14 protein-coding genes and 1 pseudogene are annotated in these 16,007 nt (G+C 45.3%); 5 read left to right on the forward strand and 10 right to left on the reverse strand.

Translation table 11 applies throughout. From position 1 onward, the window contains the following. Positions 1-1,058 precede the first annotated feature (1,058 nt). Together RIC07_RS37570 and RIC07_RS37575 are read left to right on the forward strand one after the other, a co-directional pair. Positions 1,059-6,356, forward strand: coding sequence for a PAS domain S-box protein (locus RIC07_RS37570; protein ID WP_446398960.1), 5,298 nt, complete (start codon positions 1,059-1,061; stop codon positions 6,354-6,356). Positions 6,357-6,369: 13 nt separating this feature from the next. Continuing rightward, a pseudogene (locus RIC07_RS37575) lies at positions 6,370-6,501 on the forward strand (ISAs1 family transposase); the annotation flags it as partial. Between the two features lie 136 nt (positions 6,502-6,637). Here RIC07_RS37575 and RIC07_RS37580 read toward each other — a convergent pair. From RIC07_RS37580 to RIC07_RS37590, 3 genes are all read right to left on the reverse strand, one after another. Then, entirely contained in the window at positions 6,638-6,787 is a 150-nt protein-coding gene (locus RIC07_RS37580; protein ID WP_446398961.1) for a hypothetical protein, read from the reverse strand. Positions 6,788-6,856: 69 nt separating this feature from the next. Beyond that, the gene (locus RIC07_RS37585) at positions 6,857-7,060 is read right to left on the reverse strand and encodes a dodecin family protein (RefSeq protein WP_446398962.1); all 204 of its coding nucleotides are present in this window, start codon (positions 7,058-7,060) and stop codon (positions 6,857-6,859) included. A 171-nt stretch (positions 7,061-7,231) separates the two neighbouring features. After that, positions 7,232-8,275 carry an AI-2E family transporter gene (locus RIC07_RS37590; protein ID WP_446398963.1) on the reverse strand — a complete coding sequence of 348 codons (1,044 nt, stop codon included), beginning with the start codon at positions 8,273-8,275 and terminating at the stop codon, positions 7,232-7,234. A gap of 281 nt (positions 8,276-8,556) precedes the next feature. Between RIC07_RS37590 and RIC07_RS37595 the strand changes: the two genes are divergently transcribed. Beyond that, entirely contained in the window at positions 8,557-8,844 is a 288-nt protein-coding gene (locus tag RIC07_RS37595; RefSeq protein WP_006104844.1) for an RNA recognition motif domain-containing protein, read from the forward strand. A gap of 72 nt (positions 8,845-8,916) precedes the next feature. Beyond that, positions 8,917-9,090, forward strand: a complete 174-nt coding sequence (locus RIC07_RS37600; protein WP_006104830.1) for a hypothetical protein — start codon at positions 8,917-8,919, stop codon at positions 9,088-9,090. A 136-nt stretch (positions 9,091-9,226) separates the two neighbouring features. On the opposite strand, the gene petA is transcribed toward RIC07_RS37600, so the two are convergent. Continuing rightward, entirely contained in the window at positions 9,227-10,216 is a 990-nt protein-coding gene (petA, locus tag RIC07_RS37605) for a cytochrome f (protein WP_446398964.1), read from the reverse strand. Positions 10,217-10,292: 76 nt separating this feature from the next. Further along, the gene (gene petC / locus RIC07_RS37610; protein ID WP_446384149.1) at positions 10,293-10,835 is read right to left on the reverse strand and encodes a cytochrome b6-f complex iron-sulfur subunit; all 543 of its coding nucleotides are present in this window, start codon (positions 10,833-10,835) and stop codon (positions 10,293-10,295) included. A gap of 239 nt (positions 10,836-11,074) precedes the next feature. On the opposite strand from petC, the gene RIC07_RS37615 reads away from it, so the two are divergent. Beyond that, positions 11,075-11,392: a DUF3067 family protein gene (locus RIC07_RS37615; protein ID WP_006104969.1), complete on the forward strand. Its 318-nt coding sequence runs from the start codon at positions 11,075-11,077 to the stop codon at positions 11,390-11,392. A gap of 75 nt (positions 11,393-11,467) precedes the next feature. Here the strand turns inward: RIC07_RS37615 and ureA are convergent, their stop codons facing one another. From ureA to RIC07_RS37640, 5 genes are all read right to left on the reverse strand, one after another. After that, complete coding sequence (gene ureA / locus RIC07_RS37620) at positions 11,468-11,770, reverse strand: urease subunit gamma (protein WP_006104853.1); 303 nt, start codon at positions 11,768-11,770, stop codon at positions 11,468-11,470. Between the two features lie 165 nt (positions 11,771-11,935). Next, a complete protein-coding gene (locus RIC07_RS37625) occupies positions 11,936-12,946 on the reverse strand; it encodes an AI-2E family transporter (RefSeq protein ID WP_446398986.1) in 1,011 nt (336 codons plus the stop codon). A gap of 265 nt (positions 12,947-13,211) precedes the next feature. Beyond that, a complete protein-coding gene (locus tag RIC07_RS37630) occupies positions 13,212-14,054 on the reverse strand; it encodes an urease accessory protein UreD (RefSeq protein WP_446398965.1) in 843 nt (280 codons plus the stop codon). A 12-nt stretch (positions 14,055-14,066) separates the two neighbouring features. Further along, positions 14,067-14,879 (reverse strand): ion transporter, encoded by an 813-nt coding sequence (locus tag RIC07_RS37635; protein WP_446398966.1) that lies wholly within the window; start codon positions 14,877-14,879, stop codon positions 14,067-14,069. 166 nt (positions 14,880-15,045) lie between these two features. Continuing rightward, positions 15,046-15,732: a GDSL-type esterase/lipase family protein gene (locus tag RIC07_RS37640; protein WP_446398967.1), complete on the reverse strand. Its 687-nt coding sequence runs from the start codon at positions 15,730-15,732 to the stop codon at positions 15,046-15,048. Positions 15,733-16,007 lie beyond the last annotated feature (275 nt).

Genomic DNA, 16,007 nt, shown 5'->3' on the forward strand with positions numbered 1-16,007 from the left:
CGAGTTCGTTATCGACAAGAAAAGGAGGTCAACCCGATTGGATTACTGCACACCGATTCACCGTAAGGATGGTTATAGCTATGCATTTTGATTAGGTTTGCGTAGATGTCTATAGAGATTTGGTTACAGTTCTTTACCCCCGCATGTTTTGATGAAGCAAAACTCTCCAGCTCTTGAGATGTGATGCTGTATACTTCAATGATATTTTCTGCCCTAGGTAATTGAACACCGCAAATCGCCAGAAATTGCCCTGGGCTGTCCAAAAACAGGTTGGAGATCAGAGGTGCAGAGGCGCAGGGGTGCGGGGGGAGACATGTAGAGACGTAGCATGCTACATCTGGGTGCAGGGGTGCGGGGGAAAAGGTTTTCCAACCACCAATTGAATAGTCTTGAATTAAGATGAGAGCTTATTCAGAATAATTATCGCCAGACCCACCCATTCTCAATAAGCTCCTGTCTTTTTGATGTCCAAATGGTTGAAAAGCTTTCTTCATATCATGTCCGGTCAAACACCCCTAATAAAAACGCCTGAAACCCTTGTTATTACAGCATTGCAATTATGGGTAATATTGTTTGATAGGAATTCAGTTCCGAGGGGGTGAGTTGAGTATTCATCGTATCCACACAGGTTCAATCAGGAACACAACGCGAAGTCTGGCAATATAGGGAAATCATGATTTGGTATCGATTGTAGCCTTATACCAAATCCGGGTTAGCCACCCCCTTTATAATCTAGTCCGCGCAGGCGGACTACCCTTCGGGAAGGCTTCGCCTATGTTTGTGTAGCTGCGACTTCCTCCTCGCCATGGCAAAAATGGGGTTTCTACACCACGCCTCTAGTCGGCGATGCAAGTGTTTATAACGCTAAAGCGCTTACTACGAACATAGCTACACCACGCCTCTAGTCGGCGATGCAAGCGCTTATGGCGCTAAAGCGCAACTACGAACAATTATCAAAATTGTATGCTGAAAAGGGAGAGGATAGTACACCTCTATCCCAAAACGGTCACATCTGCGACCCCTGATTCGACTTTATCGCTGATCAGTTTAGCATCCTTATGGCATCCTCTCCTCATCTCCCGAATCAACCTTGGTGCTTCCACTCTCCCCAACTTAACGATATCCTCGATCGCACTCCAGTTACGGTGACGCTGGATACGCCTGTGGTTGAGGTTTTGGCGCGAATGAGTCAAGTGCATCCCCCTACTGATTCTCAGGAGAAAACGACAGAAAAGACGCCGGAACCCCAGCAGAATCCCTTACTGTCTCCTTCTACTAGCTGTGTCTTAGTTACCCACAAAACTCAGCTTGTGGGTATCTTTACTGAACGGGATGTGGTGCGCTTAACGGCGCAGGGGCGCAATTTGGCGGGGGTGAGTATTCGTCAGGTGATGAGTCCCCCAGATTATCGCCTCAAATCGAGCGACTTTCGAGATGTTTTTAGCATTCTGGGTATTCTTAAACAATACCAGATTCGTCATCTCCCTGTGGTGGATGATCAGGAACAATTACTCGGTTTAATTACCCTTTCCACCCTGCGGGCGGTGATTGAACCCTCTCATTTGCTGAAACTACGAACCGTGGATGAGGTGATGAATAGGACAGTGATTCAAGCCACTGTTGATACTTCGATTCTCAAACTAGCACAGTTAATGGCACGACATCGGGTCAGTTGTGTGGTTATATGTCAAGACATTCCAGAAAAAAATTTACAAAAACCTGTGGGAATTGTCACCGAACGGGATATTGTTCAGTTTCAAGTCTTGGGCGTTAATCTGAGTGGATTACAGGCAAATGATGTGATGAGTCAACCCCTATTTTGTCTGCGTCCCCGGGATAATCTTTGGCACGCCCATCAGGAAATGCAGCGTCGTTATGTGCGGCGATTAGTCGTTACGGGTGACACAGGGGAATTGTTGGGAATTGTCACCCAAACACGGTTGCTGCAAGTTCTTGATCCGATGGAAATGTATGGTGTGATTGACCAACTCCAGCAAGTCATCGGTCAGTTAGAAGCGGAAAAGATTGAGTTATTAGAAAGTCGCAATACTCAACTGGAAGAATTAGTCGAATCCCGCACCCATCAATTACAAAAACAGGCGGAACGGGAACATATTTTACGCTCGATTGCCCAACGGATTCGCTGCTTCTTAAAACTACCGGATATCTTCCAAGCCACCGTTCAGGAAGTGCGCCAACTCCTTCACTGCGATCGCGTCTTGGTTTATCAGTTTGCTGAGGATTGGAGTGGGGAGATTGTCGCCGAATCGGTGGGTGATTTTCCCTCAGTTATCGGATCACAAGTTCGTGATGCTTATTTCCAAGACACTAAAGGCGCTGACTATCTGAATGGGCGGCGTCAGGTGGCGCATAATATTTATCATCAAGGGTTAACTCCTTGCCATTTAGAACTCCTGGAACAGTTTCAAGTTAAAGCCATTCTCACCGTTCCCATTATTATTAACGAACAACTTTGGGGCTTATTAGTTGCCCATCAGTGTGCCGCCCCCCGCCAATGGCAACCCCAGGAATTAGACTTATTAGAACAACTCAGTGTGCAAATCGCGATCGCGATTCAACAAGCCAATGCCTTTTCCCAACTCCAAACCGAACTGGCGGAACGGCAAAAGGCAGAACAGTTGGCAAAGGCGACGCAAGAACGACTGCATTATTTACTCTCCGCGAGTCCCACAGCAATTTACAGTCGCCAGTTTATTCCGCCTTATCAAACCACATTTATTAGTGATAATATTACCGCCCTGATTGGTTATACCCCAGCCGAAATTCTAGAACAACCGGATTTTTGGTTAAATCATATTCATCCTCAAGACTTACCCACCGTTCTCACCGGATTTGCCCAACTGTTTCAACAAGGCTATTCGATTCAAGAATATCGGTTTAAACAGAAAAATGGAGAGTATCTGTGGCTACAAGACGATTGGAAACTGATTCGCAATGACCAAGGTATTCCCCAAGAAATTATTGGCGCATGGCTGGATATTTCCCATCGGGTACAGGCACAGGAACACGCCCAAACCAGTGAGAAACTGTTAGAGTTATTCTATGAATCTGCCCCCGTGGGTTTATGTATTACTGATGAACAATGGCGACTGGTACGGGTGAATCCCGCCTTCTGTCAACTCTTTGCTTATTCCCGTGATTATTTATTAGGACGATCCTTAACCGAATTTCTTGACCCCCATCATTCCGGTGAATGGCAAGTACGGCGTCATGATGGTAAATTTATTGATATTCAGGTTACCACTGGACCGATCATGCAGCAAGGGGAACGCTGTTTGCGGGTAACTACGGTTACCGATATTACCGAACGCAAAAAAGCCGAACAAGCGATTCAATCCATGGCGGGACAATTGTCTACGGTGATTGATACCGTGGGCGAAGGAATTACCTTGAGTAATAGTCAGGGAAAATTCCGTATCTTTAATCATCAAATGCAGCAAATTACGGGCTATACCCGCCAAGAGGCGAATCGTTGTGAGAATTTCATGGCAAAACTGTATCCTGATCCGCTTCTCTATCAGCAGGTGAAGCAATGGCAAAAAAGTCCCAGTAAGAAGCGCAAACTCCGCACCCTGGAAACAACATTTTGTGATAAAAACGGGGTTCAGAAAACTCTGCTAGTCTCCCATTCCATTATTCATCAAGATAATCAACTCTTCTTTTTAAGCGCCTATCGAGATATTAGCGATCGCAAACAAGCAGAAGAATCACTGAAACACCTAAATGAAGCCCTAGAAAAGCGAGTACAGGAACGAACCACGGCGTTAGAACAGACAGTGGAACACCTGCACCGAGAAATTAAGGAACGCCAGCAAACGGAATTAGCCCTGCAAGATTCTCATCGCAAGATTAATAATATATTAGAAAGTATTACCGAAGGCTTTTTTGCCCTGGATCAGGATTGGCGGTTTACCCACTTTAACTCCCTATTAGCCCCCTTAATTAATCGTCCCGCCGTCGATATGATTGGTCGATGTATCTGGGATGAATTTCCGGACGCCATTGGCACCCAATTTGAAACCATCTATCGCCAAGCGGCGCGGGAACAAAAACCAATGGCGTTTGAGGAGTTGTATGCGTCGAACAATACCTGGTATGAAGTGCGAGTCTATCCCTCGGAAGACGGGTTATCGGTCTATTTTCGGGATATTAGCGATCGCAAAAAAGCAGAATTGGCGCTGCAAGAGAGTCAGCGATTTATCCAACGGATTGCGGATACGAATCCGAATGTGCTATATATTTATGATATTGTTGAACAACGCAATATCTATATTAACCGTTCCGTGGCTCAAGTGCTGGGTTATAGCCCGGAACAGATTCAGCAGATGGAATCGAAACTGTTTGAATCACTAATGCATCCTGATGATTTAGCTCAAGTTTTACGCCAGCATCAACGCTTTGATACCGCCAAAGATGGTGATATTATCGAATGTGAGTATCAGATGCGCCATGCGGATGGTCAATGGCGTTGGTTATATAGTTGGGATACAATTTTTACTCGTACATCTGAGGGGAAACCGAAACAGATTCTCGGTACAGCGTCAGATATTACGTCGCGCAAACAGGTAGAAGAAACCCTACGCCAACAAGTTGAACGGGAACGATTAATCAGTGCGATGTCTCGACGCATTCGCCAATCCCTAGACTTGGAGACAATTCTGACAACGACGGTTGAAGAAGTCCAACAATTACTGATGGCTGACCGAGTATTAGTGTATCAGCTTTTTGAAGATAATCGCGGACGGGCGATTGCGGAAGGGGTGGCGTCAGGATTTCCCCAGTTATTGAATAGTATCTTTCCTGCGGAAGCCTTTCCCCGAAGTTGTTATCAGAATTATGTTCAGGGACAAGTGTATGCGTTAGCCGATCGCGATCGCGAAGAGGTTCTACCTTGTATGATAAGCTTCATGGAGGAATACGCAATCCGGGCAAAACTGGTTGTCCCGATTGTACAACAGGATATCCTCTGGGGATTACTCATCGTCCATCAATGTTCCCATCCGCGAGAATGGCAAACCTGGGAAATAGAGTTACTGGTATCGTTAGCCACCCAACTCGCGATCGCGATTAAACAGTCTCAATTATACGAGCAATTGCGCCACAATAATGATATTTTAGCCACAACCAATGCGGAACTCGCCCACGCCACTCGGTTAAAAGACGAGTTTCTGGCAAATATGAGTCATGAATTGCGAACGCCGCTGAATGCGATTCTAGGGTTATCGGAAAGCTTACAAGAAGAAGTCTATGGAGAGATTACCCAAAAGCAGCGCAAGTCTCTCGCCACGATTGAAAAAAGTGGTAGACATTTACTGGAGTTAATTAACGATATTCTCGATTTAGCCAAGATTGAATCCGGGAAGTTGGAGTTAAACCTGACAGCCGTTAGGATTAGCCAACTGTGTGATGCGAGTTTATCCTTGATTAAACCGCTAGCGTTAGATAAAAACATTACGTTGACGGATAATATTGCGGCGGGATTAGGGACGATTCTGGGCGATGAACGACGCTTGCAGCAAGTCTTAATTAATTTATTAAGTAACGCGGTAAAGTTTACCCCAGAAGGGGGAAGGGTGACAGTTGAAATTCATAAGGATACGGAATGTAGAGACGTAGCATGCTACGTCTCTACATCCCCAGGAGAGATTCTCTGTATTCGTGTCAGTGATACGGGAATTGGAATTGCTAAAGAACATCTGGAGAAACTCTTTCAATCTTTTGTCCAAATTGATAGCAGTTTATCCCGGCGTCATCAGGGAACAGGGTTAGGATTAGCGTTAGTAAGGCGGATTGTGGAATTACATGGAGGATGGGTAACCGTAGAAAGTGAACTCAGAAAAGGAAGTTGCTTTACGGTGAGACTACCTTGGCGTTCTCATCCAGCAAATCATTCCATCAGTTACCCCGCAGAAAAGGCGACGCTAGGGTGTAGTGTATCAGACATTGAAGACACAACGTTACCGCGAACGACTCCTTTAATTTTATTAGCTGAAGACAACGAAGCCAACACCCAAACCTTATCCGATTATTTACAGGGAATCGGCTATGAAATGATCATGGCAAAAGATGGCAAAGAAGCCGTACAACTCAGCCAACGGCGCAAGCCTGATTTAATTTTAATGGATATTCAGATGCCAGAACTTGATGGGTTAAGCGCTACCCAACAAATTCGCGCCAACCCCCGTACTGCCAACATTCCAATTATTGCCATAACTGCATTGGCGATGTCAGGCGATCGCGAAAAATGTTTAGCCGCAGGTGTATCCTATTATATGACTAAACCTGTGAACTTGAAGAAGCTAGCAACGATTATCAATGCCTTACTCAATGGATAGGCATATATAAACCCAAAGCCTTGTTATGGTTATCCGAGTGCGTCATCTCTGGAATAAAACGACTCGTGAAGTTCAGTTTTATTTGACTTCTTTATACAGTAATGCTCAACTTATCGGTCGAGCTATCCGAAAACATTGGGGACTGCCCTTGCTCCCCCTGCTCCCCCTGCTCCCCCTGCTCCCCCTGCTCCCTCTGCTCCCTCTGCTCCCCCTGCTCCCTCTGCCCCCCCTGCTCCCCCTGCTCTCTTCCCCCACCACCAGACTTATTCAGCAGACCCTACTTACTTATCTTTTTCCTTTGTGGGATCAACCGGTCGGGGTGGCGGTTGCACAGGAGGTGGAGGGGGTGGCGGTTCTACCGGAATGGCATCAGGTTTAGACGGTTCAGGGGGTTTGGCTGGTGGAACGGGTGTTTGTGTAGATTCAATCATCAAAAAAAGTCTTGAGAATCTTGCAGAACGTATCTTTTCGGATATTCTAATAGTTCAGAGGGTTGATGATTAACGCTCAACCTTGAAAGCAATATGCATCGTCACCTTGTAAGTCACGATCTTATCGTTTTCAACATCAGCCGTCCAATTAACAACTTCTAATCCGCTAATACCCTTTAGAGAAGTGGCTGTTTCGGCTAAACCTTGTTGTATGGCATCATCAAAACTTTTTGACGAGGAAGAAACAACTTCAATAACTTTGGCAACAGACATAAATGGTCTCCTATAGCGGTCTTCACTCAGAATACCGAGTTGGATTGGGCATTGAGCCTATCTGTGGGTAGAGATTTAAAGTTATAGCAGAAAGCAGAAGCTTGATTACTGTTCCCTGTTCCCTCTCCTTACCACAATGCTTATTCAGCAACCCCGATGTAGGACAAATACCTACTTCAATTTCTTTTTCAATTCTGGATCATCAGTATCACCAAACAGGAGTGCGATCGCGCGAGTTGATTTAAACTCTTGACTAAATACAATTAGAGACATGGTCATAGGAATACCCAGTAGTGCGCCCGGAATACCCCACACCCAACCCCAGAATACAATCGACAATAGCGCCACAAAGGGTGAAAGCTTAAGGGTACGTCCCTGAAGACGGGGATCAACGAAGTTGCCTAAAATCACCTGAATGACAGCTAAACCCACCAACGTTGCTACTCCCCGCCCGATTCCTTGAAAAATTAGCGCCAGTAGAGTGGGCGGGAGTACCGCGACAATCGACCCTAAAGTGGGGATGTAGTTGAGAACAAATGCGACTAATCCCCAAACCACGGCAAAATCTACCCCTAGCATCCAACACCATAAACCCGTCAGTATACCCGTCAGGACACAGGTGAACGACTGAATTAGAAGATAGCTTCGCAGCTTATCGCTCATTCTAGCGACAGCATTGACCACCTTAGCACTGGTTTTAGACGCCAAACTCCGTTCAATTTTTTCTCGGTACTGTCCGACTTCGAGTAAAAGTAAGACGAGTAGCGAGATTATTAAAATAAATAGGCTTAACCCATCCCAGAGAAACTTGAGTCCGCCGATGGCTTCATTGGTTAATTGACCCTGGGAATCTTGGGAGGATAACTGTTCTACTGGAAGCCCCCGTTGTTTTGCCCACGCCATCGCATTCTGGAACATCTGCTGCAAACGGTCAAGGTATTGGGGTGCTTTCGGTTCCACGATTTCCGCACTCAGTAGCAGTGCGCCGATGGCTAAGCCGACAACGCCAGCCAGAACCAGCATGACAATGACCAAACTCAACCAATGGGGGACATGACGGTTGAGCCAACGTTGCAGGGGATGGACTAACACCGCGATGAAAAAGGCAAACGCTAAGGGGATGGTAATCGCACTGGTTGCCTTAAGCGCCGCGATCGCTAAGATAGTAGCGATGATCGTCAGCAGGATTTGAATCGTTTTTGCCGATACGCGCATAGATCAGGTCTTGATCGGTCTATCTATTGTCTGCGATCGATGCCTTCCCCTGTCATCTACCTCAAGACTTGGCTTGAAAATGCTTAGGCGGCATGTCTGTCAGGGGAATGATCAGCAATATCCCCTAACAGGGCAGGAATTCGTTACAATGTCTATTGAGACTCAAAGCGGTGACTACGTTTGTTTTCAGTATTCATAGGTTTTTCCCCTAAAGTATTGACAGGCTGTTCTCCGAAATCTTGGCTCTCGACACACTTTTTGATTGGGGAGAACATCAATCGATGTCAATTTATGTAGGCAATCTCGACTATTCCGTTACCTCTGAAGACCTTAGCGAAGTCTTTGCCGAGTATGGTACTGTCAAGCGAGTTCATCTGCCGACTGATCGCGAAACAGGTCGCCTGCGCGGGTTTGGCTTTGTGGAAATGGGGACGGAAGACGAAGAAGCCTCAGCAATTTCTGAGCTAAACGGCGCTGAATGGATGGGTCGTGAACTCAAGGTCAATCAAGCGCGACCTCGTGAAGATCGTCCAAAAAGCGGTGGTGGTCGCCGAAACAACCGCTTCTAGGTTTTGAGTTGACTGTGGCGCTTATGTGTGAATCTACAGAAGCGTTTTGTTGTATTGATGGAGACATCTAAAATGGCTAAACGCCGCAATTTGAAAAAAGAGAAAGCCTCTCGCAACCAAGCTTATGCTCGGCAGTTTCGCAAGAAGTCTTCTTCTTCTTCTTTCTCAAGAAACAAGCGCTATTTTGGTAATCGTGATACCAAAAACGAAAATGAAAATGAAGGTGAAGAAAAAGAGGCTGAGTAGTAATCACTCGCGACTCTTGTCTTGGGTGAAAGCAATCTCATAAAGCTCCGATAGTACCAATAAGGGACAGGCTAACTAACCTGTCCCTTATTTTATTTATTTGAAATGAGTTGGCTCAAATGAATAAGTGCTGGACTTAGAAATTCATTTCAGCCGCTTGTACTTTCTCAATCTGCTTTTTCTTCAAGACGAGGAAGAGTTGAGAAAACATAATCGCAACAATGAAGACCATTAGCCACTTAATCCGAGCCGGGTCTTGTAAGACAATTTCGCCGTCTACTTGACCAAATCCACCGACATTAGGATCAGTGGTTAGCGCCTCACCTGCGGCGACCTCTTGCCCTTCGGAAACCACTAATTCGGGTCCTGTAGGAATGGTATTTACAACTGTGTCACCCTCAGGGGTTTGAAGAGTAACGTCGTAGCCGCCTTCTTCTAACTTGGTAATTTGAGAAATTAAACCGGCTTTTGTGGAATTGTAGACCGTGTTGTTACTCTTATTCCCAGCCGGATAAACCTGACCACGACCTCGGTTAGCACCAACGTGAACCGAGTATTTGCCAAAATGGACATCTTTTTCCGTTTTTGGATTCGGAGAAAGAACCGGGAAAACAATTTCTTGATACTGTTCACCCGGTAGGGGACCAATAATCACTACGTTTTCCTGGTCGGCGCTATAGGGCTGGAAGTAAAGTCCGCCGACTTCTTCCTGTAATTCTTCAGGAATGCGGTCTTCGGGAGCAATTTTAAAGCCCTCCGGCAACATGACCACAGCACCGACATTCAGACCGCCTTTGGAACCGTCTCCTAAGACCTGTTGGGTGTCAAGGTCATAGGGGATTTTTACCACGGCTTCAAAGACGGTATCTGGTTTAACCGATTGGGGAAGTTCCACTTCCGTGGGTTTCGCCGCGAGGTGACAGTTAGCACAAACAATCCGTCCGGTGGCTTCACGGGGAGTTTCCGGGGCGGTTTGCTGCGCCCAGAACGGATAAGCCGCCGCCGACTGAGGAAGGGAAATATCACTAATGAAGAAAAATGCCGCTGTTGCCAAAGTCAGCAAGAGGGCTTGGGTAATAATCCGCTTGCTGCTTTTGTACATCACCGATAAAGAAGGTGTTCTCATCGCTTAAGGAAAAAATTCACAATTCAAAAATGGGCTATGTCATTTGCCCCTAACGAAGGACAAATGACGAAAACAATTAAGTCCACCAAGGATCGTTATCCGTGCGGAAATCGGTTTCCGTCCACTGGGAAAAGGTCAGGGTATCGTCTTCGGTGACGTCGGCGTGAACCAAGGCTAATGACAATGGAGCCGGTCCGCGTACCACTTTGCCCTGACTATTGTACTGAGATCCATGACAAGGGCAGACGAATTTGTTCTCACTGGCATTCCAGGGAACCACACATCCCAGGTGAGTGCAGATCGCGTTGATCCCGTAGTCCGCGATCGCTTTGTCTTCGGTCACGACTACATAAGTGGGATCGCCTTTGAGTCCTTGAGCCAAGGTGCGATCGCCTGGGTTATGGCTGCTTAAAAATTCGCTAACCTGGATATCATTGCCCAAAGCATCCTTAGCGGTGACACCACCGCCAGCACCACCACTTGATGGGGGAATAAAGTACTTGACGATTGGATAGAGGGCACCGACGAAAGTACCCGTAATCGTACCAAACGTCAAGAGGTTCATAAATTGACGACGCCCCATATCGGGGACATCTGGGGAGCCAGACACTTGAGCCATAACTGAACGCCTAAGGGTATATTTTTTTTAACAACTCTGGGATGATTCCCAGCATTTTCTTTACCCCGCTCCTTTTATGAAGAGGGATTCAACCGCGAGCAGGGTTGCCATAATCCTTATGTAAGTAAGGATTTACGGCTTAAGCTATGAGTATTATTACATTCTTTGTACCCTTCTCATAAAGTAAAGAAACTTTATCTTTGTAAAAAAATGTAAACAATCAGCCAGGTAAGGGATCTATGACAGGACAAGAGTTGCACCAAATCCTGCTCAGCAAGTGGGGACGCTCTTATGACATCCAGCTTCGGCGGACTCAGGGAAAAATTTTTGTTCAGGTGATGTGGAAGTACCTAGAGCAGAAGTCGTTTCCCCTGTCCGAAGTCGAGTATCTAGAGCGTCTGGACGCCATTGCCCATTATCTTCATGGTTGGGGTGCGGTTCCCCAAGTGCAAGAGTACATCGAGCAAACTCGTGAACGTCCCCGACTCGGAAAAGCTGTGAGCATTCCGATTGAGATGGGGGAACGGGCGTCGGAATGGATGTTGGATGATTTTTAGTCATTTGTCATTTGTCATTTGTCATTTGTCATTTGTCATTTGTCATTTGTCATTTGTCAAAAAGTCCCCAGTACCCTAGCGGATGGGATTGTGAACTGTGACGAGTTTCGTCCCATCCGGAAACGTGGCTTCAATCTGGACTTCCTGCACCATCTCTGGTATACCTTCCATGACATCATCCCGTGTTAGCAGAGTTGTGCCATCACTCATTAACTCCGCTACCGTGCGTCCCTCTCTCGCCCCTTCTAAAATAGCCGCCGAAATATACGCGACGGCTTCGGGATAATTCAGTTTGAGTCCGCGTGCTTTGCGTCGTTCCGCTAATAGGGCGGCGGTAAACACCAGTAATTTATCTTTTTCCTGGGGTGAGAGTTGCATAATGACTTGTCTATCTTGATCTTGATCTTGGTGCTATAGCAAAAGGCATAACGCAGAAGGCTCCAGGGCATAAGCCAGGAAGCTTCCGGGCAGATGACTACACTTGTTTATAGTATCTTCTTTTTCACCTATTTTTAACTGATGGGTATTTGAAGCCACGTTACACTAGTCTTTTCCCTTCATTTCATTGATTTCAAACAAACTGATCATAACTCCAGCTAAAGGAATTGCCAGAAAAACTCCCAAAAGTCCGGCAACTCTCGCACCTACTAATAAAGCAAAGAACATGACAACTGGATTCATATCAAGTGAGCCTTGCATAATTCGAGGCATCAGCAAATTCTCTTCGACTTGTTGTAAAGTTACACAAATAGCTAAAACAGTGATACTTAGCAAAATTCCTTGAGGTAACACAATTAATGCGACAATGGTAATCCCTAAGGTTGCGCCAATTGCCGGAATCAGATCAAACACTCCCGCGATCGCGGCTAAAACTAAGGCATAGGGAATTCTAAACAATACAAAAATAACAAAGGCAGAAATGCCAAAAAAAGCTGATAGTAGAAGTCGTCCCCAAAAAAATCCTAAAAAGTTGCGTTGAATAGCAAGGCTTAGCTTATTTCGGAGGGGAGGGGGAAATCGTTGAAGAATGAAAGACCAAAGCCTTCCTCTATCTAGCAACATAAAAAATGCGACAACAGTAATCAATATGAGATTAACGAACTGGGTTAATAATTTGGATAATATTGCTAAAATAATGGTAATTCCTGCAAGGATTTGATTGCGTAAAAATCCTTCAATGGCTTCGAGGTCAATTTGGAGATTCCATCTATCCAAAAACCTCTCAACTTTTCCTCCTATAAATATAACTTGATCAATAATACCCGGTAATTCATTAGTTAATTGTTGACCTTGAGATAAAAGTGCAAACCCTATTGTAACCGTAAAAATAAAAACTATAATAATGAGAATTGAAAATGCCACAACAACGGCAACAGTATGTGGCACAAAATGCTGTAACCATCTCACTGGATAGGTGAGCAAAAATGCCAATACTGCGGCTAATGTAAAAATAGCTATAACGGCTTCAAAATAAACAATGACTTTGAAAAAAATCACTCCTAAAATAATGAAAAGCAAATATCGAATTAATTCATAGTTAGTTAAATTAATCATAAATATCATCGATTCATTGGTGTTGAACTCATGCTATATTTACCGAAGCATCTAAAATTATAATGACAGTTAAGGTGATCACTTTCTTGTCACATTTATCTTTTAAGATTAGTCTAATTTTCCTTGAATTGACGAGAAATATTTCTATACGACCCAGTGAAGTGATTGGTGATAATGTGGTCTTTCTCGTTTAAGGGCAAAATTATCCCACCTATCCAACGAGGGTGCTGTCCTTTGAGACAGGGTGTAGCTTTCAGCGTTTTGGCTAAACTAGCCAAACTCGTGGTTGGGAAACATTCCGTCCCAAATAAGTAAGGCGCAGACATTGCCAAACCTGGGTAAACCAGTTTCGCACTTCTGTGGTTGATGAACCGCGATAACGGCATAATAATCCTTGTGCCTGAGTTTGGGTCACTCCTGCTTCTCCTTGGCGCTGGGTTGCTGTCCACAGGCTTCTGGCATTGTCTATTATCTCCGATGATACAGGTGGTCCAATCCAGATCAGGGTTCCGACAATTGGCTGTCCAGCTAATCCATGGGGACTATCGAGTACCGCTTCCCCGCCTGGTAACCACTGACGATCAATCCACAACGGGCGTCCTTGCTGCCAGATTTCGGTATGCGATCGCCAATCCCCTTGTAAGAACCTCTCCTTCCTGGCGGTACGCCCAAAGCGGGTAATCTCCCAGCCTAACCAACTGGCTCCTGGAGCTAATTCTACCGTCATCTGCTGCTGATAATCTGCACCATTAAATACAATTGTTTCCTGAGGGAACCATTCCAAACAAGCCCCAGCCTCGACGTGGATATGAATCTTTTGTCTGGCTCTTTGCCCATTGCTGCGATAGATTTTACTCGCCGCCGCCGTGGTAATCAAGGCTTGGGCGTTTTCTTGCAGGTGGATGGTTTGAGATAAGCGATCGCCACCGACAATACCCCCGGCTGTATGTAAGACTACGGTATGACAAACCCTTTGTCCTTCGGGGTAAAAGGGGCGCTGCACCTTCAGAGGGGAAGTTATGCGATCGCGCACTAAGCGGGTTTTACCCTGATCATCGGCATAGACTAACTCTAAACTGCCTTGCCATTCTGTTTTGGTATTAGACATTCAGATTGGGGATCAATGAATTGGTTTTCCACAATGAGGACAAAATTTTGAGGTTCGCTTACGTTTAAACGGGTGTCTCACTTGAAGTTCTTCCGAGAATCCAGACGCCAATATACCAGCAGGTAAAGCAAATAGCCCAATTCCCAGCACCGCTAACATCGCGCCCACTAATTTCCCGATCAGCGTGACTGGATAGACATCACCGTAGCCCACGGTGGTTAAGGTAATCACACCCCACCACATGGACATGGGAATATTGGGAAAGGCTTCCGCCTGCGCTTCATGTTCAGCAAAATAAATTAGACTAGAGGCGCAAAACAATAAAATAAATAAAACAAAAAAGGTTATAATTAATTCCTCTTTTTTTGAACGAATTACTCGTCCTAATGTTCTTAATGACGCTGAATAACGGCTTAGTTTTAAAATTCTAAAAAAGCGGAATAGTCGTAAAGATCTTAAAAATCGCAAATCGGGGAACAGGAGCGGCAGATAAAAAGGAAAAATCGCAATTAAATCGATGAGCATTAAAGGGGTGAATATGAATCTTAACCGTCCCCTGATCGAATGCTTATAGTCCGGATTTACTGTACATATCCAAACTCTTAAGATATATTCCACGGTAAAGACAGCAATTGAGACATCCTCAAAAAGGATAAAGTATTGTCTGTACTGATACCAAATTGAATCAACTGTTTCCAAGGTAAAAGCCATCAAATTGAGGGCAATTAATGTCCAAATAAATATATCAACTATCTGGCTAGCCGTATCCCTAATGTCCGTCCGCTCTAAGATTTGATAAATTCGCACCTTAAGTCTGTTTATCATGGCGTCTTTTGCTGAGGGATGATGGATAAAAGACTAATGATTCATTGAATCTATGAATTATGACTTATAAATTATGCATTTTCATGTCCTATTTTTTGTTCTTCAACCTAGCTGACCGGGATAAAATAGAGTACGACCAATAACAAATGACATAAGACAAAATTTTTCAAAGTTGATGGAATGGTTCCCAATCTAGAACATCTTCTAACAACGCCCGGTAACCCATCACATTGGGATGAAGTCCATCTGAAGACAGTTGCTTTGTCCACCAAGGTATTCCTCGATTCATCCAGACATCAAAAATATCCAGATAAGGAATCTGGCGTCTCAGACAAGCCAGACGGGTAGCTTCTTTGTAGCGGTACTGATCAGCATGAGTATAGTAGAAGCAATCCAGAAATGGCATCTTCGTTTCATCGACAGGAACCATCCCCACAAATAGAACCGGACATAAGCGCTGGGCTTGGTTGAGTAGATTTGCCAGTTCCTGTTGAAAGCTATCAAAATCTGTATAATTACGACCCGTGGGGCGTCCGACACGGGCAGAATCATTCACGCCCACAGACAAGATTATGGCATCAGGGACGCGATTTCTCAATTCACCCCGACGGCGAAACTCATGTTCGAGACGTTCTTCGACTTGTTTGACACCATCACCTCGGACGCCCAAATTGTAGAGGACATGACCGGGACTATCGGGTAACATGTATTGGCGTCGCAGCCGTTCAACCCAGCCCCCACCTTCGGGATCACCAAATCCATAGATCAGGCTATCGCCCAAGACAACCAGTTTTAGGGGATGTCCGGGATTTCGGTGAGAGGGATGAAGGCGAGGAGCAACGATGGTTTGCATAGACAGTTGTAGTTCGTCAGGTGTTTGTTAACAAATCGATACATTTGCAGGAATTGATACAATGTTACCTTATCGGAGGCTCACGCCATAATCGCTAGATTTTCTGTGTTAGCCAAGCAGGGCGTTAGCCAAAGCCCAGTTAAGATTCATGGCACTGAAAAGCGTGTATAGGGGGATTGCCGAAACCCTTGATATCCCGTAGGGTGGGCATTGCCCACCAGCTTATGCGTCAGTACCATTCCAGTTAAGATAACGAGGATGGTTTCCTCAAGTGG

This window comes from Coleofasciculus sp. E1-EBD-02, assembly GCF_040218245.1.
Taxonomy (GTDB): Bacteria; Cyanobacteriota; Cyanobacteriia; order Cyanobacteriales; family Coleofasciculaceae; genus Coleofasciculus.